Annotated in this window: 17 protein-coding genes, 1 tRNA gene and 1 pseudogene; 2 read left to right on the top strand and 17 right to left on the bottom strand. The window is 69.6% G+C overall.

Features of this window, described 5'->3' with window-relative positions:
• Window positions 1-46 precede the first annotated feature (46 nt).
• From ACIRB1_RS42470 to ACIRB1_RS42535, 14 genes are all read right to left on the bottom strand, one after another.
• Complete coding sequence (locus ACIRB1_RS42470) at window positions 47-715, bottom strand: protein-tyrosine-phosphatase (RefSeq protein ID WP_352180591.1); 669 nt, start codon at window positions 713-715, stop codon at window positions 47-49.
• Window positions 712-1,359, bottom strand: coding sequence for an L-threonylcarbamoyladenylate synthase (locus tag ACIRB1_RS42475; RefSeq protein ID WP_266772590.1), 648 nt, complete (start codon window positions 1,357-1,359; stop codon window positions 712-714). The genes ACIRB1_RS42470 and ACIRB1_RS42475 overlap by 4 nt, the downstream gene beginning before the upstream one ends.
• A gap of 79 nt (window positions 1,360-1,438) precedes the next feature.
• The gene (gene prmC, locus ACIRB1_RS42480) at window positions 1,439-2,278 is read right to left on the bottom strand and encodes a peptide chain release factor N(5)-glutamine methyltransferase (protein WP_234468096.1); all 840 of its coding nucleotides are present in this window, start codon (window positions 2,276-2,278) and stop codon (window positions 1,439-1,441) included.
• A gap of 88 nt (window positions 2,279-2,366) precedes the next feature.
• Window positions 2,367-3,443: a peptide chain release factor 1 gene (gene prfA / locus ACIRB1_RS42485; RefSeq protein WP_352180592.1), complete on the bottom strand. Its 1,077-nt coding sequence runs from the start codon at window positions 3,441-3,443 to the stop codon at window positions 2,367-2,369.
• 106 nt (window positions 3,444-3,549) lie between these two features.
• Entirely contained in the window at window positions 3,550-3,774 is a 225-nt protein-coding gene (rpmE, locus tag ACIRB1_RS42490) for a 50S ribosomal protein L31 (protein ID WP_019073185.1), read from the bottom strand.
• Window positions 3,775-3,934: 160 nt separating this feature from the next.
• Window positions 3,935-5,077, bottom strand: a complete 1,143-nt coding sequence (locus ACIRB1_RS42495; protein ID WP_352180593.1) for an LCP family protein — start codon at window positions 5,075-5,077, stop codon at window positions 3,935-3,937.
• Window positions 5,078-5,296: 219 nt separating this feature from the next.
• Window positions 5,297-7,111 (bottom strand): trypsin-like serine protease, encoded by a 1,815-nt coding sequence (locus tag ACIRB1_RS42500; RefSeq protein WP_403469338.1) that lies wholly within the window; start codon window positions 7,109-7,111, stop codon window positions 5,297-5,299.
• Window positions 7,112-7,293: 182 nt separating this feature from the next.
• The gene (gene rho, locus ACIRB1_RS42505) at window positions 7,294-9,345 is read right to left on the bottom strand and encodes a transcription termination factor Rho (RefSeq protein ID WP_403469339.1); all 2,052 of its coding nucleotides are present in this window, start codon (window positions 9,343-9,345) and stop codon (window positions 7,294-7,296) included.
• 402 nt (window positions 9,346-9,747) lie between these two features.
• Window positions 9,748-10,677: a homoserine kinase gene (thrB, locus tag ACIRB1_RS42510; protein ID WP_352180596.1), complete on the bottom strand. Its 930-nt coding sequence runs from the start codon at window positions 10,675-10,677 to the stop codon at window positions 9,748-9,750.
• Between the two features lie 258 nt (window positions 10,678-10,935).
• Window positions 10,936-11,994 carry a threonine synthase gene (gene thrC / locus ACIRB1_RS42515; RefSeq protein WP_403469340.1) on the bottom strand — a complete coding sequence of 353 codons (1,059 nt, stop codon included), beginning with the start codon at window positions 11,992-11,994 and terminating at the stop codon, window positions 10,936-10,938.
• A gap of 6 nt (window positions 11,995-12,000) precedes the next feature.
• Complete coding sequence (locus ACIRB1_RS42520; protein WP_352180598.1) at window positions 12,001-13,293, bottom strand: homoserine dehydrogenase; 1,293 nt, start codon at window positions 13,291-13,293, stop codon at window positions 12,001-12,003.
• Between the two features lie 152 nt (window positions 13,294-13,445).
• The gene (gene lysA / locus ACIRB1_RS42525; protein WP_352180599.1) at window positions 13,446-14,837 is read right to left on the bottom strand and encodes a diaminopimelate decarboxylase; all 1,392 of its coding nucleotides are present in this window, start codon (window positions 14,835-14,837) and stop codon (window positions 13,446-13,448) included.
• A 55-nt stretch (window positions 14,838-14,892) separates the two neighbouring features.
• Entirely contained in the window at window positions 14,893-16,152 is a 1,260-nt protein-coding gene (gene nrtL, locus ACIRB1_RS42530) for an ArgS-related anticodon-binding protein NrtL (RefSeq protein WP_403469341.1), read from the bottom strand.
• 257 nt (window positions 16,153-16,409) lie between these two features.
• Window positions 16,410-17,015 carry a response regulator gene (locus ACIRB1_RS42535; RefSeq protein WP_403469351.1) on the bottom strand — a complete coding sequence of 202 codons (606 nt, stop codon included), beginning with the start codon at window positions 17,013-17,015 and terminating at the stop codon, window positions 16,410-16,412.
• A 140-nt stretch (window positions 17,016-17,155) separates the two neighbouring features.
• On the opposite strand from ACIRB1_RS42535, the gene ACIRB1_RS42540 reads away from it, so the two are divergent.
• Window positions 17,156-17,227: transfer RNA gene (locus ACIRB1_RS42540), tRNA-Arg, on the top strand.
• Between the two features lie 141 nt (window positions 17,228-17,368).
• On the opposite strand, the gene ACIRB1_RS42545 is transcribed toward ACIRB1_RS42540, so the two are convergent.
• Both ACIRB1_RS42545 and ACIRB1_RS42550 read right to left on the bottom strand, forming a co-directional pair.
• Window positions 17,369-17,839, bottom strand: coding sequence for a hypothetical protein (locus ACIRB1_RS42545; RefSeq protein ID WP_403469342.1), 471 nt, complete (start codon window positions 17,837-17,839; stop codon window positions 17,369-17,371).
• A 342-nt stretch (window positions 17,840-18,181) separates the two neighbouring features.
• Window positions 18,182-18,684 (bottom strand): annotated as a pseudogene (locus tag ACIRB1_RS42550) (IS5 family transposase); the annotation flags it as partial.
• Window positions 18,685-18,786: 102 nt separating this feature from the next.
• Between ACIRB1_RS42550 and ACIRB1_RS42555 the strand changes: the two are divergent.
• A complete protein-coding gene (locus tag ACIRB1_RS42555; RefSeq protein ID WP_403469343.1) occupies window positions 18,787-19,467 on the top strand; it encodes a pyridoxal 5'-phosphate synthase in 681 nt (226 codons plus the stop codon).
• 25 nt (window positions 19,468-19,492) lie between these two features.
• Here the strand turns inward: ACIRB1_RS42555 and ACIRB1_RS42560 are convergent, their stop codons facing one another.
• Window positions 19,493-22,951: a DNRLRE domain-containing protein gene (locus tag ACIRB1_RS42560; RefSeq protein ID WP_403469344.1), complete on the bottom strand. Its 3,459-nt coding sequence runs from the start codon at window positions 22,949-22,951 to the stop codon at window positions 19,493-19,495.
• Between the last annotated feature and the right edge of the window lie 153 nt (window positions 22,952-23,104).

Here is a 23,104-nt window from a genome sequence, read left to right on the forward strand (position 1 = left end):
GTACGTCCAATGTAGGCCCGGGGCGGGTGGGGCGCGCGGCCGTTGCCTACGTCCTCGCGGGGACACCCGTCAGCGCCGTCACCACCGGGTCGATCGCCTGGTTTATCTCGTCGCCGATGGAGCGGAAGAACGGGAGGGGTGCCCCGTAGGGGTCGAAGACCTCGTCCGCCTCCGCCGTGGGGGCCAGGAGCCAGCCGCGGAGGGCCGCCGCAGCACGGACCAGGGCCCGGGCGCGGGCCACCATGCCGTCCTCCAGGGGTGGCAGGGTCGTCGGGTCTATCGCCTTCACCAGGCGGGTGAACTCCTTGAGGGTGAAGGTGCGCAGGCCCGCCGAGTGGCCCATCGAGATGACCTGGGCCCGGTGGTCCCGGGTGGCCGTCAGCACCAGGTCGGCGCGGATCACATGGTCGTCGAGCAGCTCGCGGCCGGTGAACCCGGAGGGGTCCGCGCCGAAGTCGGTGAGGACCGTCGCCGCGTTGGTCTCCATGGGCGCGCCCTCATGGCCCCACGTCCCGGCGCTCTCCACGATCAGCCCGCCCCACAGCGGGTCGCCGAGCCGGTCCGCCAGGGCATGACGGGTCAGCCGCTCGGTGATCGGCGAGCGGCACACGTTGCCGGTGCTGACGTGGAGGATGCGGAAGTTGTCCATGGGAAGCCCGAAGGTCCCCGTCACTTCCCCGTTGCCTATGCCACGCCCCGCGTCAGGGGCTGTCAATTCGCCACCTCGAGGTCGGGTACGACCTTGCGCAGCTCCTCCGCGGAGATCGCGCCCGCGCGCAGCAGCAGCGGCACCTCGCGCGTGACGTCGACGATCGACGACGGCACGTTGCCGGGCGTCGGACCGCCGTCGAGGTAGACGGAGACGGAGTCCCCGAGCATCTGCTGGGCCGCGTCGCAGTCCTCCGGCGAAGGGTGCCCGGTGAGGTTCGCCGAGGAGACCGCCATCGGGCCGACCTCGGTCAGCAGCTCGATCGCGACCGGGTGCAGCGGCATACGGACGGCGACCGTGCCCCGGGTGTCCCCCAGGTCCCACTGGAGGGACGGCTGGTGCTTGGCGACCAGGGTGAGGGCGCCCGGCCAGAACGCGTCGACGAGTTCCCAGGCCAGCTCGGAGAAGTCCGTGACGAGGCCGTGCAGCGTGTTCGGGGAGCCGATGAGGACGGGGGTGGGCATGTTGCGGCCCCGGCCCTTGGCGTCCAGGAGATCGGCGACGGCCTCCGAGGAGAACGCGTCGGCCCCGATGCCGTAGACCGTGTCGGTCGGCAGGACCACGAGTTCACCCCGGCGGACGGCGGACGCGGCCTCGCGCAGACCCGTCGTGCGGTCGGTCGCGTCATTGGTGTCGTATCGCCGTGCCATGTCTAGCGGTCTCCTTTTTTTGTAGCTCGGTTCGCCTCCGGGGCGCCTGTTGTCGCTGCCTGCCTGGCGAATGCGGCCGTCACGGCGTCGCCCTGCGGGCGGTCGCGAAGCGCGGGCGGTTGTTGAGATCGGGGTGGTCGGCCGCGTCGGCCCAGCCACGCTCCTCGGTGAAGATCCACGGCACCTGGCCGCCCTGGGTGTCGGCGTGCTCGATGACGACGACACCGCCCGGGCGCAGCAGCCGGTGCGCGGTGCGCTCGATGCCGCGGATCAGGTCGAGGCCGTCCTCCCCGGAGAACAGGGCGAGTTCGGGGTCGTAGTCCCGGGCCTCGGGAGCGACGTACTCCCACTCCGTGAGCGGGATGTACGGAGGGTTGGAGATGACCAGGTCGACATGGCCGTCGAGGTCGGGGAAGGCGTCCAGGGCGTTGCCCTGCCGCAGGTCGACGCGGGAGCCCTCCATGTTCTTGCGGGTCCACTGGAGCGCGTCCTCGGACAGCTCCACGGCGTGCACCCGGGATCGCGGGACCTCCTGCGCGAGGGCGAGCGCGATGGCTCCGGACCCGGTGCAGAGGTCGACGATCAGCGGCTCGACGACGTCCATCGCGCGGACCGCGTCTATGGCCCAGCCGACCACCGACTCGGTCTCGGGGCGCGGCACGAACACCCCTGGCCCGACCTGGAGTTCCAGGTACCGGAAGAAGGCGCGGCCGGTGATGTGCTGGAGCGGCTCGCGCTGCTCGCGCCGGGCGATGGTCTCCCAGTAGCGGGCGTCGAAGTCCACGTCCTTCACGGAGTGCAGCTCGCCCCGCTTCACGCCGTGCACGAACGCGGCGAGCTCCTCCGCGTCGTTGCGCGGTGAGGGCACGCCGGCGTCGGCCAGCCGCTGGGTGGCCTGGGCCACCTCTGCTAGCAGCACCCCCCGGGGGTTTGGGGGTCGCTCCCCAAATGATTGCTGCACGCAAGTCCTCCGTGTCGTACTCGTCCGTGCCGAACCGTGCCGTGCCTTACGCCGCCGCGAGCTTGGCGGCCGAGTCCGCGTCCACGCACGCCTGGATCATCGCGTCGAGGTCGCCGTCGAGGACCTGGTCCAGGTTGTACGCCTTGAATCCGACGCGGTGGTCCGAGATGCGGTTCTCCGGGAAGTTGTACGTACGGATCTTCTCGGAGCGGTCGACCGTGCGGACCTGGCTGCGGCGGGCGTCGGCGGCATTGCGTTCCGCCTCCTCCTGCGCCGCGGCGAGCAGCCTGGAGCGCAGGATACGCAGTGCCTGTTCCTTGTTCTGCAGCTGGCTCTTCTCGTTCTGGCAGGAAGCGACCACTCCGGTCGGAATGTGCGTGATGCGCACGGCGGAGTCGGTCGTGTTGACGGACTGCCCGCCGGGACCGGAGGAGCGGTAGACGTCGATGCGGAGGTCGTTCGGGTTGATCTCGACGTCGACCTCCTCCGCCTCGGGGGTGACGAGGACACCGGCCGCGGAGGTGTGGATACGGCCCTGGGACTCGGTCGCCGGGACGCGCTGCACGCGGTGCACTCCGCCCTCGTACTTCAGGCGGGCCCAGACACCCTGGCCGGGCTCGGTCGCGCCGTTGCCGCCCTTGGTCTTCACGGCGACCTGGACGTCCTTGTAGCCGCCCAGCTCGGACTCGGTGGCGTCGATGATCTCGGTCTTCCAGCCGACGCGCTCCGCGTACCGCAGGTACATGCGCAGCAGGTCGCCCGCGAAGAGCGCGGACTCGTCGCCGCCGGCGCCCGCCTTGATCTCCAGGATGACGTCCTTGTCGTCACTGGGGTCGCGCGGGACCAGCAGGAGGCGCAGCTTCTCCGTGAGCTCGTCGCGGTGCTTCTCCAGCTCCTTGACCTCGGCCGCGAACTCCGGGTCGTCGGCGCCGAGTTCACGCGCGGTGTCGATGTCGTCGCCGGTCTGCTTCCAGGAGCGGTACGTGGCGACGATCGGGGTGAGCTCGGCGTAGCGCTTGTTCAGCTTGCGCGCGTTGGCCTGGTCGGCGTGGACCGACGGGTCGGCGAGCTTCTTCTCAAGGTCGGCGTGCTCGCCGATGAGGTCCTCGACAGCCTCGAACATTTGGGCTCCTGAAATGCGGTGGAGAAAGGGAAGGCGGGCGACCAAAAACGCCGGTCCCGGCGCGCCTGTGGAGGGCGCGGCCGTGGACCGGCGAAATTGAGGCTCGCTACTTCTTGGAGCCGGCCCCAGCCTTGCCGAAGCGGGCCTCGAAGCGGGCCACGCGGCCACCGGTGTCGAGGATCTTCTGCTTGCCCGTGTAGAACGGGTGGCACTCGGAGCAGACCTCGGCGCGGATGTTGCCGCTCGTGATCGTGCTGCGGGTGGTGAACGACGCGCCACAGGTGCAGCTGACCTGGGTCTCGACGTACTCGGGGTGGATCTCGCGCTTCAAGGTGTCTCCTAGTTTCGGGAGGGCGCCGGGTCGCTCCGCGGGTTGCGGGGCGTGAACCGGGGCCGACGTACCAGTCTGCCAGGACTGGAGCCATCTCCCCAAACCGGGGGCTTGGGTGATCTATTCCCCGCGGGTCGGTGGGGGCTGGTCGCGGGCCGAACTACGACGTCACGACGCCCTTGGCTTCGCCTGTCGCCGTGCCCTTGGTGGCCGCCGCCGGGATCGGGCGGTCGTTCTTCAGGGCCGTCCAGACCATCTGGGCTTTCGCCTTCTCCACGATGACCCGGTTCGGGTTGGCCGGGTCGTACTCGACCGGCATCGTGACCATGTTCATGTTCGTGGAGCTGATGCCCTTGAGGCCGTTGGCGAAGGACGTGAGGGAGTTGACCGAGCCGAGGTCGGAGTCGGTGGTGACGGCCTGGGTGGCGGTGTTCGCGAGCTCGTACAGCTTGGTGGGGCTGGTCAGGACGCCGATGTGCTTGACCTGGTTGACGAGCGCCTTGATGAACGCCTGCTGGAGCTGGATGCGGCCGAGGTCGGAGCCGTCACCGACGCCGTGCCGGGTGCGGACCAGGCCGAGGGCCTGCGAGCCGTTGAGCGTGTGCGCGCCGGCCTTGAGGTTCAGGTGGCTCTGCGGGTCCTTGATGTCCTTCGTGGTGGTGATCCGGACGCCGCCGAGTTCGTTGATGAGCTTCTCGAAGCCCGAGAAGTCGACCTCGAGGTAGTGGTCCATGCGCAGCCCGGAGACGGACTCGACGGTCTTCACCGTGCAGGCCGCGCCGCCGGTGGAGTACGCCTCGTTGAACATCACGCCGGACGCCGCGTCGTGCTTGACGCCCTTGGTGTCGGTGCACTGGGGGCGGTCCACGAGGGTGTCGCGCGGGATCGAGATCACGCTGGCCTTCTTGTGGCCCTTGTAGACGTGGATGATCATCGCGGTGTCGGAGCGGGCGCTGCCGTCGTCGGTGCCGCCGCCCAGCTTCTTGTTGGTGCCGGAGCGGCTGTCGGAGCCCAGGACCAGGATGTTCTCGGAGCCGTTGTCGACCTTGACCGGCCGGTCGGTGCCGAGGGCCTGGTTGATGTCGACGCTCTTGATGTTGCCGTTGAGCTTGAAGTACACGTACCCGGCGCCGGTACCGCCCAGCACCACGACGCCCGCGGCGACCCAGGCGGTGATCAGCAGGGCCTTGTGTCGTGGGCTGCGGTCCTTCTTGGGGCCTCCCGCGCGGTGGCGTGGGCCGTTGTTGCCGTTGGTGCCGTCCTTGCCCGGTATGGCGGGCTCCGGCGTGCTCTCGGCGGACATGGGCTCCTCGCATCTCGTTCCGGTCGGGTACCCCCTGCTTTCAGGGTTCAGGCCTGGCCGAAGCGACTGATACCGCTCAATCCTCGCTCTATGGTCGCTCCACCAGGTCAGACAGGGAAACTCGGGAAAGGGTTGCACAACGCAGAGTGCCCATCGCGTACGGCGATGGGCACTCTGTGTATTCGAGGTGAGCGGGTCATGCCCCGCTCACCTGCGATTTCAGCCGAAGATGTCGTACTGCTGGAAACCGGTGCCGAGCGACTTCGGTGTGCCGAAGATCTCGCTGGTGGCCTTGCCGGTGCCCGGGTACAGGTACAGCGCGTTGCTCGCGTTGCGGATCAGGAGGTCCGCCTTGCCGTCGCCGGTGAAGTCGCCGACCGCGTCGAAGGCGTTGTAGCTGCCCCAGGTGCGCACCTTCACGCGGGCCGCGAAGGCACCCGAGCCGGCCTTGCCGGCGCCCTTGTACAGGTAGACGACGCCGGTGCTCTTGTTGCGGGCGAGCAGGTCGGCGTTGCCGTCACCGTTGAAGTCGCCGTGGCCGACGAGCACGTTGTACTGGCTCCAGCCGCCGCCGACGCGCGAGGGCGAGCTGAAGGTGCCGTTGCCCTTGCCCGGGTAGATCCACAGCACGCCGGAGCTGTCGACCGAGATCAGGTCGGGCAGGTAGTCGCCGGTGACATCGCCGGGGGCGACGATCCGGGTGCGGGTCTTCCAGTTGGCGAAGATCTTCGTGCTGACCCAACTGCCGTCGTCCCGGGCGCTGTTGAGCTGGAAGTGGTCCCAGTAGACCGCGCCGTTGCCGATCCGGTAGATCCAGTCCTGGTAGCCGTCGCGGTTCAGGTCGGCCGAGCGGACCAGGTTGACCGCGCTCCAGTCGCCGAGGGACTGGCGGGTGGCCAGCGAGGTGCCCTTGGAGTCCAGCTCGTAGCCCACCTTGCTGGAGGACTTGCGGGCGTAGACGTCGGCCTTGTTGTCGGTGTAGCTCAGGTTGCCGTCGTCGATCTGCGCGTAGGCCGCGCCGGCGTACGTGCTGACCTTCGTGAAGACGCTGTAGGCGCCCTCCGCCACACAGTCCTCGACGCCCCAGGACACCACGCCCACGATCCGGCCGCCGACGACCAGGGGGCCGCCGGAGTCGCCGTTGCAGGTGGTCGTCGTACCGGTGTCGCTGCCGGTGGCGGGCTCGCCCGCGCAGACCATGTGGCCCTTGACGTAGTCGACGCTGCCGTAGGCGGCGGTGCAGGTGGCGTCCGAGTTGATCGGCAGCGTGGCCGTCTTCAGCGTCTCGGAGATGTCCTGCGTGGTGGAGCTGGTGCGGCCCCAGCCGTAGACCTTGGCGGTCTTGGCGGGGGTGCCCGTGTACGACGCCGTGTCGGTGCTCGTCGTCATGCGGATCGGGGTCGCCTTGACGGGGGCCGCCAGGGTGAGGACCGCGATGTCGTTGTTCGGGGCGCCGTCCGTCGAGACGGTGTACGACGGGTTGTTCCACTGGCGCAGGACCGCGGTGGCCTGGCCGCCGTGCAGGTCGTCGTCGGTGGGCAGCTGGGTGGCGCTGGTGACGACGGCGCCGTACTTGGCCCAGTTGTAGCCCTTGACGCAGTGCGCGGCCGTCAGGATCTTCGACGGCGAGACGACCGAGCCACCGCAGAAGAAGCCGACGTCGTCGGACGTGGCGGTGGTGCCCTTGTCGTCGTAGTACCAGAGCTGCGCCATGAACGGCGCGGTGTTGATGGTGGTCGTCGTCCCCCCGATGATCTTCGGGTCGACGGCCTTGCCGGTGGTGCTCGCGCTCAGGGACGACTTCTTGGTCGTCTGTCCGGCAGTGTCGTCACCGGCCTGCGCGCCCGCGATGCGCGCCTTCAGCGTCGTGAGCGACGGCTGGGCCACGACGGGCTTCGCGGTCGGCGTCGGCAGCGCGGTGGCCGCGCCGGCGGACGTCGTCAGCAGGGCGGCGGTCACGGCGGCGGCGATACCGGCCGCGGCGACAGGAAGTCCGAAACGGATCCGGCGTCTGTGCCGACCGGCCCCAGGCATGGGCGTACCCACTCAAGTCCCCCCTCGGGATCAGAAGTTCGGACGATCGTCGAAAGCAAGTCCGAAGGGCGAGAGCCTACAGCGAGCCACTGACAACCCAAAGGGCCGCCCCCTCGGAAAGGAGGGGGCGGCCCTTTGGAGGCGGGGCTCGGCCGACAGACCGGGCTCAGCCGACAGGACGACTAGTCACCGTTGCCGGGAGTGGGCGTCGTCTTCTGGATCTGGAGCAGGAACTCCGCGTTCGACTTCGTCTGCTTCATCTTGTCGAGCAGCAGCTCGATCGCCTGCTGCTGGTCGAGCGCGTGCAGCACCCGGCGCAGCTTCCAGGTGATGGCCAACTCGTCGCTGCCGAGCAGGATTTCTTCCTTACGGGTACCGGACGCGTCGACGTCCACCGCGGGGAAGATGCGCTTGTCGGCGAGCTTCCGGTCGAGCTTGAGCTCGGCGTTGCCCGTGCCCTTGAACTCCTCGAAGATGACCTCGTCCATGCGCGAGCCGGTGTCGACGAGCGCGGTGGCGAGGATGGTCAGCGAGCCGCCGTCCTCGATGTTGCGCGCGGCACCGAAGAAGCGCTTGGGCGGGTACAGCGCCGTGGAGTCGACACCACCGGAGAGGATGCGGCCGGAGGCGGGGGCGGCGAGGTTGTAGGCACGGCCCAGACGCGTGATGGAGTCGAGCAGCACGACGACGTCGTGGCCCAGCTCCACCAGCCGCTTGGCGCGCTCGATGGCGAGCTCGGCGACCGTGGTGTGGTCCTCGGCGGGGCGGTCGAAGGTCGAGGAGATGACCTCGCCCTTCACCGACCGCTGCATGTCGGTGACCTCTTCCGGACGCTCGTCGACCAGGACGACCATCAGGTGGCACTCGGGGTTGTTGTGCGTGATCGCGTTGGCGATGGCCTGCATGATCATGGTCTTGCCGGTCTTCGGCGGGGCCACGATCAGACCGCGCTGGCCCTTTCCGATGGGCGCGACGAGGTCGATGATGCGGGTCGTCAGCACCCCCGGGTCGGTCTCCAGGCGGAGCCGGTCCTGCGGATACAGCGGCGTCAGCTTGTTGAACTCCGGTCGCCCGCGGCCGTGTTCGGGTGCCATGCCGTTGACGGAGTCGAGGCGCACGAGCGCGTTGAACTTCTCGCGGCGCTCGCCCTCCTTCGGCTGCCGGACCGCGCCGGTGACGTGGTCGCCCTTGCGCAGGCCGTTCTTGCGGACCTGGGCGAGGGAGACGTACACGTCGTTCGGGCCCGGCAGGTAGCCGGAGGTCCGGATGAACGCGTAGTTGTCGAGGATGTCGAGGATGCCCGCGACGGGGATCAGCACATCGTCGTCGGCGACCTGCGGCTCACCCGCGGCACCACCGAACTCGTCGCGTCCACGACGGCCCCGGCGGTCCCGGTACCGGCCGCGACGGCCGCGCCGGCCGCCCTCGAAGTCGTCGTCGTCCTGCGGGCCGTTGTCGCGCTGCTGGCGGTCCTGGCGGCCACCGCTCTGCTGCTGGCCCTGCTGCTGACGGTCCTGCCGGTCCTGGCGTCCGCCGCCCTGCTGCTGGCCGCCGCCCTGCTGCTCGTTGTCCTTGCGGCGGTCGCCGCGGTCACGGTCCTGGCGGTCCTGGCGGCCACCGCGGTCGCGGCGGTCCCGGCGGCCCTGCCGGCCGTCGTCACCGGCGTCGCCCTGCGCGGCGGCGGGCGTCTCGGCCCTGGGCTCGTTCTTCGCCTCGGCGGTGACCGTCTCCGGGCTGCCGGCCTCGGCGGTCGCACGGCGACGGCGGCGCTCGGCGGGGGCGTCGTCTCCCCCGCGCTCGGCGTCGCTCGCGCGGGAAGGGCCGCCGGCGGGCTGGCCGGGGATGTCGATCTGCTGCTGGGCCACGGCCTTCTCGGTGGCGACCTTCTCGGCCTTCTGCTCGGCCGGGGCGATCGTCTCGTCGCCCGTGCGGGTCTTGGAGGTGGCGCGGCGCTTCGGCTTGGTCTCGGTGGCGGTCTCGGCCTTGGCCGGAGCGCCCCCTCCCGCCTGCGCGTCCTTGATGACCTCGATCAGCTGGCTCTTGCGCATCCGCGCGGTGCCCTTGATGCCGAGGCCGGTTGCGACCTGCTGCAGCTCGGCCAGCACCATGCCGTCGAGGCCGGTACCGCGGCGCCGCCGGGAGCCGGCACCGGTGGCAGGCGCGGAGGCGTCCGTGGCGGGCGCGGCAGCGGTCTCCTCGACACGTGCGCCCATCAGATCGGTGGTGTCGCTCACGAAGGGTCCTTCCCTGGAGCGGACGTCGGCCTGTCTGGCTCGGCGACCGGTTGTGCTGTCCGGCTTCGGTTCTTGCTGTGTGAACCGTGCCGGGGCGGTGGTCCGCCAAAGCGGCGGAAGAGATATGTGGTGACGGCGCTTCCGAAAACCGTGGCACCGAATGTCTGTGTCACGTGGCTTGGTCGCACCAATTCCGGAACGAGCCCGGCTTCCGGAGCGTGCCCGGCGAACCGCTCAGTGCCCGGACGGAACACGGTGCGGCTTGGGAGGCTCCCGGAAGAATGTCTGTCCCGGACGGGGACAACAAGCACCTCGCCATGGTGGGGTCGGGTGCAGACTTGAGATTAACACTACCGGATCCAACAAACATTCCCCCTCTCGAAATCCGGCGACGGTACGTAGTCAAGGGGCACTGGGGGCCGCGAGCGGAAGTACGCAGGCACCCTGTGCGTCGAGATCCAGCCGGTTGGCGGCCCAGCCCTCGCCGGCGAGGTGGGCCACCTTGTCGGCGTTGTCGGCGTCGACGAGTGCCAGCACCGTGGGCCCGGCGCCGGAGATGACGGCCGGAACTCCATCCGCCCTCAAGCGGTCCACGAGCGCGGCGCTCTCGGGCATCGCCGGCGCGCGGTACTCCTGGTGCAGGCGGTCCTCGGTGGCGGGCAGCAGCAGCTCGGGGCGCCGGGTGAGGGCCTCGACGAGCAGTGCGGCGCGGCCCGCGTTGGCGGCGGCGTCGACGTGCGGGACGCTGCGCGGGAGCAGGCCGCGCGCGGTCTCGGTGAGCACCGGCTTGCCGGGCACGAAAACCACCGGAACGATGGAGTCGGCGGGGTCCATCCTGATCGCCCGCGCTGCTCCGCCGTCCATCCAGGAGAGCGTGAATCCGCCGAGCAGACAGGCCGCCACGTTGTCGGGGTGGCCCTCGATCTCGGTGGCGAGTTCCAGCAGGGCCGTGTCGTCGAGCCGGGAGTCCCCGCCTATGGTCACGGCGCGTGCGGCGACGATGCCCGCGCAGATGGCGGCGGAGGAGGAGCCCAGGCCGCGGCCGTGCGGAATGCGGTTGGCGCACACGATCTCGAGGCCGCGCGGCTGCCCGCCGAGCAGGTCGAAGGCGGTGCGCAGGGCTCGTACGAGGAGGTGGTTCTCGTCGCGCGGGAGGGTCTCGCTGCCCTCGCCCGCGATGTCGATGAGCAGCCCGGAGTCGGCGACACGGACGACGACGTCGTCGTAGAGCCCCAGCGAGAGGCCGAAGGCGTCGAAGCCCGGGCCCAGGTTGGCGCTGGTGGCGGGGACGCGCACCCGGACGGCGGCGGCGCGGAAGGCTGGACCGGCCATCGCTCGATGACTCTCCTTGAGCTGCGTGGTTGTCGAAGACATTCGATGAAGTTCGATGACATCCGATGGGTACGTGGAGACCCTCGGGCCGTGGAGACGGCGCGGCGCCGGGACATGCGCGCAGGCATATGCGGCGGGCGGGTTCGGTACAGCCTATCGAAGGAAGGTTCTGTGGCGACATAGGGCGCACAGGAGGCGCACGATGCGTGTCGTAAGCCCCCTGTGCACCCCCGTCAGGGATCTCCCTGTCGTACGGGGTTACGCCAGACCGAGGCGCACGGCGGCGGTGGCCGCGTCGACCGGGACGGTGACGGGCTGCGGGGCGCCCGCGACGGCCCAGTCGGGGTCCTTCAGGCCGTTTCCGGTGACCGTGCAGACGATGGTCTGGCCCGGGTCGACCTTGCCCTGCTCGGCCGCCTTCAGCAGACCGGCGACGGAGGCGGCGGAGGCGGGCTCGACGAAAACGCCCTCCTGGGCGGCCAACAGCCGGTAGGCGCGCAGGATCTCACGGTCCGTCACCTCGTCGATGAACCCGCCGGACTCGTCCCGCGCGTCCAGCGCGAACTGCCAGGACGCCGGGTTGCCGATGCGGATCGCGGTGGCGATCGTCGAGGGGTCCTTGACGACCTCGCCGCGCACGATGGGCGCGGACCCCGAAGCTTGGAAGCCCCACATGCGCGGGGTCCTCGCGGCGATGCCGTCACCGGCGTACTCCTTGTAGCCCTTCCAGTACGCGGTGATGTTGCCCGCGTTGCCCACCGGCAGGACGTGGATGTCGGGCGCGTCGCCGAGCATGTCGACGATCTCGAAGGCGGCCGTCTTCTGGCCCTCGATGCGCACCGGGTTGACCGAATTCACCAGCGCCACGGGGTAGTTGTCGCTCAGCTGGCGGGCGAGGGTGAGGCAGTCGTCGAAGTTGCCGTCGACCTGGAGGATCTTCGCGCCGTGCACGAGGGCCTGGCCCATCTTGCCGAGCGCGATCTTGCCCCGCGGCACGAGGACGGCACAGACCATCCCGGCGCGCACGGCGTAGGCGGCGGCGGAGGCCGACGTGTTGCCGGTGGAGGCGCAGATGACGGCCTGCGCGCCCTCCTCCTTGGCCCGGGTGATGGCCATGGTCATACCGCGGTCCTTGAAGGACCCGGTGGGGTTGGCGCCCTCCACCTTGAGGTGGACCTCGCAGCCGGTGCGCTCGGAGAGCACCTGCGCGGGCACGAGGGGCGTGCCGCCCTCGCGGAGGGAGACGACCGGCGTGCTGTCGGATACCGGCAGCCGGTCCCGGTACTCCTCGATGATTCCGCGCCACTGGTGGGTCATTGCTGGTTACTCTCCTTCAACCCGCATGATGCTGGCGACACCCCGCACGGTGTCGAGCTTGCGCAACGCCTCGACGGTCCCGGTGAGGGCGGCGTCGGACGCGCGGTGCGTGACGACGACGAGAGAGGCCTCGCCGTCCTTCCCCTGCTGCCGAACCGTATCGATCGAGACACCGTGCTCGGCGAACACGGTGGCGACCTGTGCGAGAACACCTGGTTTGTCGGCGACGTCGAGGCTGATGTGGTACCGCGTGACGACCTCGCCCATGCCCGACACGGGGAGCGCGGCGTACGCCGACTCGCCGGGCCCGGTGGTCGAGTTGAGCCGGTTGCGGCACACGGCGACGAGGTCGCCGAGCACGGCGGAGGCGGTGGGGGCGCCGCCCGCTCCGGGGCCGTAGAACATCAGCTGTCCGGAGGCGTCGGACTCGACGAACACGGCGTTGTAGGCGCCGCGGACGGAGGCGAGGGGGTGGCTGAGCGGGATCATCGCGGGGTGCACGCGCGCGGTGACGCTGCCGCCGTCCTCGGCGCGCTCGCAGATGGCGAGCAGCTTGATGGTGCAGCCCATGTTCCGCGCGGAGGCGAAGTCGGCGGCGGTGACCTCGGTCATGCCCTCGCGGTAGACGTCGTCGAGACGCACGCGCGTGTGGAAGGCGATTCCGGCGAGGATGGCGGCCTTGGCGGCGGCGTCGAAGCCCTCGACGTCGGCGGTGGGGTCGGCCTCGGCGTATCCCAGGGCGGTGGCCTCGTCGAGGGCCTCCTGATAGCCCGCGCCGGTGCTGTCCATCTTGTCGAGGATGAAGTTGGTGGTCCCGTTGACGATCCCGAGCACCCGGTTGACCTTGTCGCCGGCGAGGGACTCGCGCAGCGGTCGGATCAGCGGAATCGCGCCGGCGACGGCGGCCTCGTAGTAGAGGTCCTTGCCGTGCTGCCCGGCCGCGGCGTGCAGCGCTGCGCCGTCCTGGGCGAGCAGCGCCTTGTTGGCGGAGACGACGGACGCGCCGTGCTCGAAGGCGGCGGTGATGAGGGAGCGGGCGGGCTCGATACCGCCGATGACCTCGACCACGACGTCGATGTCCCCGCGTTTGACGAGGGCGGTCGCGTCGGTGGTGACGAGGGCGGGGTCGATGCCTTCGCGGACCTTGGAGGGCCGCCGTACCGCCACGCCCGCGAGCTCGATGGGAGCCCCGATCCTGGCGGCGAGGTCGTCGGCGTGCGTCGTCATGATGCGCGCCACCTCTGAGCCGACCACTCCACAGCCCAGCAGCGCCACCTTCAGCGGACGCGTACGCATCATCCGACCTCGTTTCCTCATACCGTCATCGGTTGGACCAGTCTCACTCACCGGACGGGAGTTTCTATCCATGGTCCGGATCGTGAGACATCGATTTCATTTCCAGAGAAGTGGAAGACCGGAGATCTTCCACCCCTTCCTTTTCTCCGCCCGCCTCAGCCGACGTCGAGCCGGAGCAGGTCCTCCTCCGTCTCCCGGCGCACGACGACCCGCGACTCCCCATCCTTCACGGCGACGACCGGCGGCCGGAGCACATGGTTGTAATTGCTCGCCATGGAACGGCAGTACGCGCCCGTCGCGGGCACGGCGATGAGATCACCGGGCGCCAGGTCCCCCGGCAGGAACGCGTCCTTGACCACGATGTCCCCGCTCTCGCAGTGCTTGCCGACGACACGGGAGAGCATGGGCTCGGCGTCCGAGCGGCGGGAGACGAGCGCGACGCTGTACTCGGCGTCGTAGAGCGCGGTCCGGATGTTGTCCGACATCCCGCCGTCGACGGAGACGTATGTCCGCAGCCCGTCGAGGGGCTTGACGGTGCCGACCTCGTAGAGCGTGAAGGCGGTCGGTCCGACGATCGCGCGCCCCGGCTCGACGGAGATCCGCGGGGTCCGCAGCTTCGCCGCCTCGCACTCGCGGGTGACGATCTCGGTGAGCGCCTTGGCGATCTCGTGCGGCTCGCGGGGATCGTCGTCGCTGGTGTAGGCGATGCCGAGCCCGCCGCCGAGGTCGATCTCGGGCAGCTCCACGCCGTGCTCGTCGCGGACGGCCTTCAGCAGCCCGACCACCCGGTGGGCCGCGACCTCGAACCCGGACATGTCGAAGATCTGCGACCCGATGTGGGAGTGGATGCCGATCAGCTCCAGCCCGTCGAGCTGAAGAGCCCGACGAACGGCCTCGGCGGCCTGTCCCCCGGCCAGCGGAATCCCGAACTTCTGGTCCTCGTGGGCGGTGGCGATGAATTCGTGCGTGTGCGCTTCCACGCCCACGGTGATCCGGATCTGCACCGGCTGCCGCTTGCCGAGGGACTGCGCGATATGGGCGACCCGCACGATCTCCTGGAAGGAGTCGAGCACGATCCGCCCGACCCCGGCCTCGACGGCCCTCGTGATCTCGCTCACGGACTTGTTGTTGCCGTGAAAGGCGATGCGGTCGGCGGGCATCCCCGCGGACAGCGCGGTGGCGAGCTCACCACCGGAACACACGTCAAGATTCAGCCCCTCCTCGTGCAGCCACCGCACTACGGCCCGCGAGAGGAACGCCTTGCCGGCGTAGAAGACGTCGGCGTCCTGCCCGAAGGCGGTCCGCCAGGCACGGGCCCGCTCCCGGAAGTCCGCCTCGTCGAGCACGTACGCCGGGGTGCCGTGCAGCTCTGCGAGCGTCTTCACGTCGACCCCGCCGACGGTGACGACACCGTCGGCGTCACGCCCGACGGTCGACGCCCACACCTTGGGATCGAGTTCGTTGAGGTCGGCGGCCGGGCCCGAGTAGTGCCCCTCGGGCAGGACATCGGCGTGGCGGGGACCGGCGGGGTGTGCGGAACGGCTCATGGCGTGTCTCTTCTGTCTCTTCCTGGCGCGCAGATCGTGGATGTCTTCGTGGCGCTCAGAGGTGTTCGGGTGCGTCGATGCCGAGCAGGGAGAGGCCACCGGCAAGCACCGCCCCGGCAGCTTCGGCAAGCGCGAGCCGGGCACGGTGGGCGGCCAAGGGTTTCTCGTCCCCGAGCGGCAGCACGACGGAAACCAACGGCAACACCGCATCGGCTACGGCGACCAGGTGCCGGGCGAGCAGATCGGGAGCACGGTGGGCCGCTGCGCGGGCGAGGAGGCGGGGGTGGTCGGCGAGGTGGGTGAGGAGGGGTGTGGGGGGTGGGGTGTGGGTGAGGAGAGGGGGTGTGGGGGGCGCGGGGGGTGGGGTGTGGGTGAGGAGAGGGGGTGTGGGGGGCGCGGGGGGTGGGGTGTGCGCGGGGGGCGCGGTGATGGACGCGGTGTCCGCCGGTCCGTCGTCTCGTACGCCTTCTGGTACGTCGTCTCGTACGTCGCCGGGTTGGGCGGTGAAGCCGAGGTCGGCGGCGTTACGGCTGACGGCCCGGGTGCGGGCGTAGGCGTAACGGACCCGGAAGAGGGGGTTGGCCTCACCCTGCACGAGAAGGTCGGCGCTCGGCCGGGGCCGGTCGTGGGCGGCGGGGTGGAGCAGGGCCCAGCGGGCGGCGTCGGGGCCGAGGGAGAGAAGTCCGGCGAGGTCGGGGGCCGGCACGGGCCGTACGTTCACGTCGAGAGGAACCGGTGTCGCCGGGGTGCCGTAGGCGTCGACCTCGACACGGAAGGCCGCGGTCCACTCGGGGTCGGGGCGTGCCTCGCAGCTGGTGCGGACGGGGGTGCCCTGGGAACGGAGGAGGCGGGCGGTGGCGTCCATGAAGACGAGGGCGCGGGGGTCGTGGGGGGCGTGCAGGTGGACGGGGTGGTCCGTAGGGGCGTCGTAGCTGATGCCGTCCTTCGCTGCCTCTACCTCTACGTCTGCCTCTACGCATCCGTACCGCGGGCCGCGCCGCAGTATCTCCGCGACGAGGGCGGTGGACGCCGTACTCCCGAGACTGATGTTGAGGAACCCGGGCCCGGTGATCTGGACACCGCTGACGCCCTGGGCGCCGGCGAGATGCGGCCGTAGCAGCTCGGCGACACGGCGGGGGGTCTCCCCGGCGGGCCGGGCGAGCTGGAGGGCGATGTTGGTGGCGTAGTCCCCCCACCCACCGGCCCCCGGCACGGTCACCGACACCTTCTCCGGCACGGCCACGCGCAGCTCCCCGTCCTCGACAGCACGACGCACCGCGCGCAGCACGGTACGGGAGAGCTCGACGGGGGTCACGGGACAAGCGTATGGGAGGAGGGGGGTGGGTAGGCCAGCCGGTTTGGCCAGGGGTCCGGGATGTGGACGCGGGGGGGTGGCGGAGCCGGAGGAAAAGGGGGACGGAGAGGAGGCGGGGGGAGACGGAAAGGGAGAGGGGCGAGAGGCAGACGGAGACGGAGACGGCGAGGGGGCGGCGAGGAACACGGAGGCGGAGGCGAGAGCCAGAGGAAAAGGGTGAGGCAAAGGGTGAGGAAAGGGGAGAGGAGGCAGCCGACTCAGCCGCCGCTACGCCCACCCCGCCCACCCCGCCCGCTACGCCCGGCCCGCTCCCCCTCGCTCACACCGGCGCCGAAGGCACCACCGATGGAGAGGCCGTTGGAGAGGCCGTCTGACAGACCATCGGGGAGGCCGTCGGAGAGGCCACCGGCCGGATCACGTGGGTCCCGCGGCTCCCGCCGCCCGCGCTCGATCAACTGCCGTACGAGACTGATGAGTTCAGCAGGTTCGAAGGGCTTGGCGAGAAACGCGTCGACGCCGACGTCGAGCCCGCTCTCGACCTCGTACTGGGTACAGGCGCTGACGATGGCGAGGGGCAGATCACGGGTACGGGGGTCGCTGCGCAGCCGAGCGGCAGTCCGCAACCCGTCCAGCCGAGGCATGACGACATCCAGGGTGACGATATCGGGCCGCACTTGATGGATGACGTCCAGACACTCGGCACCATCGGCCGCGGTCACGACCTCGAGACCCTCCAGCTCGAGATTGACCCTGATCAACTGCCGGATGACCTTGTTGTCGTCCACAACAAGCACCCGACCCGACGCGCCTGGCACAACTCGAGAGTAGGTCCGGACCGGCCACCGCGTCCGGGTTTTCCCCACTTCCACCCCCTGCGAGCAACCCACCAGGCCTCCCTGACCACCTTCCCGACCACCTCCCTGATCACCGAGAAACCTGTTCATGGACACCCGCAAGTAGCTGGTAGGGTTCTACCCGTCGCCGCGATCACCGCGACGGACACGCCCCCGTAGCTCAGGGGATAGAGCAACGGCCTCCGGAGCCGTGTGCGCAGGTTCGAATCCTGCCGGGGGCACTCGCCATACCACCTACAGAATTCGGTAGGTGAGCTGCGCGGATGCCAGCACGAGAGGGCGGGAGTCAGTCTCACTGACTCCCGCCCTTTCTCACTGTCTCTCGCTGTTTGTGCGTGAGGAGTGCGTGAGCCGCGCAAGGCTCACCCTGCGTCCGTTGGCGCCCACCCCATCGTCTTTTCGATCTTCCTGTTGTCTTCCTCCTCGCTGTTGTCGATGCAGCCCGCGTAGTGGCGATCGATGACTTCCGGTGAGGTGCCGGCGCGGCGGGCCACCTCTGCCACGGGGAGGCCGGAGCGAAGCCAGTCGGTGATGCACGTGGCCCGCCCGTCGTACGGCTTTCCGACGAGCGGGGACGCCAACTTGTGAGGCGGAAACGCGAAGGGGCGAGCCTCCTCCCACACCCGCCAGTAGCTGGAAGTGCCCACAAGGCCACCCCGTTCGTTCTGGAACACCCGACCATCGGCCGCAGTCCCGAACTCCTTCAGGTGCGCACGGAGCATCGCCACCAAGATAGGCGGAATAGGCACCGGACGATCCGACTCGGGGTCCCGCATTTTCAGCCCGCGCTTGTCGTGCCGCTCGCCGGAGTCGGTCCACTTCCTTCCCGACACCGGGGCGTGTTTCCCGATGGGTGAGCACGACCCATCCTGTTTCCGGCAAGTAGCAGTCATCCAGCTTCAATCCGACGCCTTCGGCCGGACGCATAGCGGCGTACAGGATGCAGCCGAAGAAAGCGACAAGGCGTCTTCCCCGGTTACGGTGGACCGATCCCACGTAGGAAACGGCTGTCAGGAACTCCCGCCCCTGTACTGCGTTCATGAGAACTCGCGGGTCAACCGCACCACGGCCAGCAGTAGCGCTCCATTTCCGCGATCGGATTCACATCCAGATACCCGTATTGAATCGCGTAGGCCATGGCTGCATTAAAGCCACGACGTCGACGCTTACAACGGCTAACAAAATGAGCTGAGTTGTCGGTGGGTGATCAGACAGCAGGCGAGTTTAAGGAACGCTTCGTGGATGTCGGCTCGGCGTTCCCAGCGGATCCGTAGGCGCCGGAAGCCATGCAGCCACGCGAAACTCCGCTCGACCACCCACCGGTACGTGCCCAGTCCGGTGCCATGGCGTGTTCCGCGGCGAGCGATGGCCGGCACGATGCCGCGGTCGCGGACCTGGTCGCGGTAGACGTCGTGGTCGTAGCCGCGGTCGGCGAACAGCGAGTCGGGTTTGCGGCGCGGTCGTCCGACACGGCCGCGGACAGGCGGGATCGCGTCGAGCAAGGGCAGGAGCTGGGTGACGTCGTTGCGGTTGCCGCCGGTCAGCAGGACGGCGAGCGGGGTGCCATGCCCGTCGGTGATCAACTGGTGTTTCGAGCCTGCCCGGCCCCGGTCGACCGGCGAGGGACCCGTGTGGCTCCCCCTTTTAGCGCCCTGACATGGGACGAGTCGACCACTGAGTGGCCTACCAACGGATCGGGTACCGCCCGTCGAGGACTTCACGGCATACGACTTCGGCACCGGAACCGGCACCGGCACCGGCCAGAGGTGTTACTCGACTCATGGCAACGGAAGCGGGACCAGACCTCCACGACCTGCTGAAGTCCCTGCGGGTATGGGCCCCCGAGACGACCGAACTACGGCCGTTCGACCCGACGACGGCACCGGACGCCCCTCTCGCCCTCTTCACCGCGTGGTTCGCGGAGGCGGTGGCCGCCGGGGAGACGGAGCCGCCGCGTGTGATGTCACTGGCGACGCGGGACGACGAGGGCCTCCCCGACGTACGGATGGTGATGCTGCACGGCGCGGACAAGGAGGGCTGGTCGTTCGCGACCCACTCCACAAGCCGCAAGGGCCACCAGCTCAAGCACTTCGCGTACGCCGCCCTCTCCTTCTACTGGCCCCGCCTGGGCCGCCAGATCCGCCTGCGCGGCCCGGCCCTCCCGGCGCCCGCCGCCGAATCCCGGGCCGACCTGCACGTCCGCTCGACAGGTTCCCTGGCAGCGGCACTGACCGGCCACCAGAGCGAAGTCCTCCCGTCCTTGGAGGAGCTGACCCAGACTTCCGAAGCGGCCTGGGAACGCGCCCAACGCGAGCCGCACACCCCCGTCCCGACCTGGACCCTGTACCGCGTCTTCCCCGACGAGGCCGAGTTCTTCCAGGGCGACGCGCTACGGCGGCACGTTCGCCTGCGCTACGTCCGCGAGGAGCGGGGCTGGGCCAGGGAACTGCTCTGGCCCTGAGCCCCGCTCGGTGTGCCGCACGTGCTCAGCCCAGTCGCTTGACCGTCTCCCAGCCGCTCGACCTGAGCGTGGTCGAGGAACCGATCGCGGTGGCGGTGCCCTTGTAAAGGAGCAGGGCTCCGGCCGCGTCGGTCGTCCAGATGTCGGGGATGCCGTCACCGGTGGCGTCGGGGGTGCCGTGGATCAGCGGGTAGGCGGCGTAGGTGAAGGTGCCGGAGGCGTAGGTGTGGTCGCCGTCCAGGCTCGCAGCGGACGTGCCCAGGCTGGCGAGGACCGTGCCCGTCCCGTCGCTGTCGAGGACCCCCTTGCGCAGCTGGATGTTGCCGGCCGCGGTGCGGTACGTCATGTCGGCCGCGCCATCGCCGTTGTAGTCGGCGATGGCCACGAAGTCCCGTTCGGTGTCGCCCCAGGAGGACGAGGTCATCTGGGTGGCCCCGCTGAAGCTGCCGCCGCTGTAACCCGTGAACACCCACAGCTCGTTGCCACCGGCGCCGGCCGCCACGAACAGTTCGGGCCGGCCGTCGCCGGTGATGTCGCCCGCCGACTTGATCTCCGAGAAGGTGGCGGGGTCGGGGGCGTTGGATGGCAGGCGGATCTCGACGCGCTTGCTCACGTCGATCGCGCCGTACCCGTCGCCGGGGTAGACGTACAGGCGGCCCCCCGGGGTACGGATCACCCAGTCGGTGACGCCGTCGCCGGGGGCGAAGTCGCCGTTGTGGGTGATGAGGGCGTAGGTGCCGGTGCCGTCCCAGATGTGCGGGGCGGTGCCGCCGTCCTTGATCAGGGTGCCGTTGTCGTGGGTGCCGAACGCGCTGGACACCCAGGCGCCGTCCTGGGAGACCGAGTCGATCCAGAGGTTTCCGGCGGCGGTGACATGGGCGAAGTCGGCGTCACCGTCCCCGTTCAGATCGCCGGCGCCGTCCGCGGCCGAGCGCGGCTGGACGTAGAAGAAGTGCTTGGTGGCGTTGGGGGAGATGTTGCCGGCCGCGTCGACGGACTTGACGTACAGGGTGTTGGGGCCTGCGGCCGGGGGTTTGATGCCGGTGATGGTGGCCGTCTTGATCGCCGTGGTGCAGGACTTGGTGAGGCCGCCCGAGGTGCCCTGCGCGCCGCCCGAGCAGGCGTAGCCCGAGTAACTGGTGGAGTTGATGGACCAGACGAACTTCACGATGTCGCTCTCGCTGGACGACCCGACCCCGAACGTGAAACTGCCGCTGTTGCCGAAGGGCTTGGCGGACCACACATCGGGTTCGCTGTCGCCGTCGTCGTCACCGGGGAAGTCCGTCGAGACGACCGGGGCGGGGGAGTCCGGCAGATCGGTGTCGTAGGTGAAACGGCATACCCCGTCGCCACCAGTGGGCGCCCAGCCGCTGCTGACCTTGGCGTCCCAGGCGCGTACCCGCCACGAGTAGGTGACGCCGTTGCTCAGGGACGACTTGACGGAGACTCCGCCGACCTCGCCGTCGTCCACGGCCTTGGTGAAGGTCTTGGTCGTGGTGTCGGCCTTGCCCGTCTGCCAGAGCTGGAACTCCAGCTTGGCCAGGTCGCTGTCCGGGTCGGTCGCCTTGCCGCTGAGGGTGATGGTGTCCCCCTTGCCGACCTTGATGTACGGCGAGGCGGAGGTGTCGCAGGAGCCGGGGCTCATGGTGACGGAGGTCGGCGTGTTCGGCTTCCGGTTGTAGATGATGGACAGTGACGGGGAGCCGTCGCCCTCGGCCTTGAACCGCTTCCAGGAGTACGTGTCCGTCTCCAGGCTGCTGGCGGAACCCGTCGGCGCGGAGGACGAGGTGGAGGCGACCAGGCCCAGGTTGAAGCTGGTCGCGCCGGAGTCGGCGGCGTCCTGGGCGAGCGAGGTGACGGTGAAGTTGACGTAGGCGTCGGGGCAGGAGCTGTTGGACTTCCAGCCGTAGGCGAAGGACTTCGAGGTGATCTTCCGCTTCCAGGACGGCTGGCGGTTCCAGGTGGTCTTGGAGGTGAAGTCGCCCGTGCCCCACAGCTGGACGGTGCGCTTGCTGCACGACCAGGAGTGGGTCTCCAGGACCTTCAGGGTGGCGCTGGAGACGTCCGCGTTCTTGATGGAGTTCCGCAGCTTCATGCGGAAGAACGAACGGGCCGTGCCCCAGGTGTCCCTCTCGAAGCCGACCCGGGCTTCCTTGGTGTCCTCGTTGTAGTTGGCGCCGTCGTAGAAGCTGGAGCTGGGGTAACGCTTGTAGACCGTGGTCCAGTTGGCGCGGACGCCGGTGGTGGAGGGGTCGAGGAACAGCGGGTAGGTGAGGTTCTCGGTGTCCGAGAGATAGCCCGCCGGCGGGGTGATCGTCAGCACGTCGCCGCGGTACTCGGCGGCGGCGGTGGTGGCGTGGCCGCCCTCGCCGGGGCCGTTCAAGGCGGGCAGGGCGAGGGTGTCGGACGCGGACGCCCGCAGGCCGCCGTAGGCGACGGGGTCCGCGTTGCTCCCGGTGCCGTCCGGGTTCTCGTTCGGGACCTCGTCGGCCGGGGTGTCGTCCGGGTTCTCGCGCGCCGGTGCCTCCTCGACGACCTCGGGGTTCTCGTTGGTGCCGGTCGCGGCTTCCGGGTCGGCGGACCCGCCGTCCGTGTCGTGCGTGCCCGCCGAGTCCCACAGGAACGGAGTGGGGGAGACGGCGATCTCGTTGCCGTCGCCGTCCTTGGCCGTGAGCACATCCGTGCCGGGGTCGAGGACGAAGGAGAGGCTGGAGGAGGTGACCCGGTAGCGCGGCGGGTCGGCGGCCAGGTTCTCGGCCGCCTGAGGTGTGTGGACGACCAGGACATGGGTGAAGCCGGTGTCCCGGGCGGTCAGCATGAGGTCGACGCCGGGCAGGACGCCCTCGTACAGCGCGCGGTTGTCCTCGACGACCGGCTCGGGCAGCTCGCCCGGCCACTCGAAGGTGATCTCGTGACCCTCGGCGGTCATCGTCAGCAGCGGGGTCCACGAGGTGTCGTCGACCTGTTGGGCCAGTTGGCTTCCGGGGTGGAACACGGCTGACCGAACTGCCGTACCGGACTGCCCGGTTGAGGCCTTGCTCGGGCCGTCGGTCCCCTTGCCTCCGGCCGAAAAGGTCACCGGATAGGGGCTGTTGACGGTGTGCCAGCCCTCGCCGGTCCTGCGCAGGTCGGTGTCGACCGGTGCCCACGCGCCCTGGGAGTTCCTCGCGCGCAGGGGCGCGACGGAGACCGTATAGGTGAACGTTCCGTCCGGGTTGGCGTAGGTGGTCGAGAACTCGTCGGCCAGCGTGGCCACTTCGACCTTCTCGCCGCTCCTGCGCGCCCGTGACTGGGCCTCGTCCTCGTCGACCGGGTGTGCGGCCCGCTTGGCCTTGGCGTCGGAGACGGCGTCGCCGTCGTCGCGCAGTGCGTACAGTGCGCCGCCGCAGGCCAGGAGGGCCAGCGCCACGGCCGTGGCCACGGCACGCCGAACGCGTCTTCTGTCGCGGGGACTTGGTTCCGCGGCGGTGTCGAGGTCGCTCAAGGGGCCCTTCCCCACTACAGGCTGCATGGCGGTTGGAGTATGGACAGCTCCTTCCGGCCTGATCAACACCCTTTGGCCGACATGGATCGAGTAATCGGCACGCAAAGACGCCCACAGCTTTCCTTTGCTGTTCTTTGCCTTATTTTGGCCAGT

It is taken from the genome of Streptomyces sp. NPDC096013 (genome assembly GCF_044763565.1).
In the GTDB taxonomy this organism is placed as follows: Bacteria; Actinomycetota; Actinomycetes; order Streptomycetales; family Streptomycetaceae; genus Streptomyces.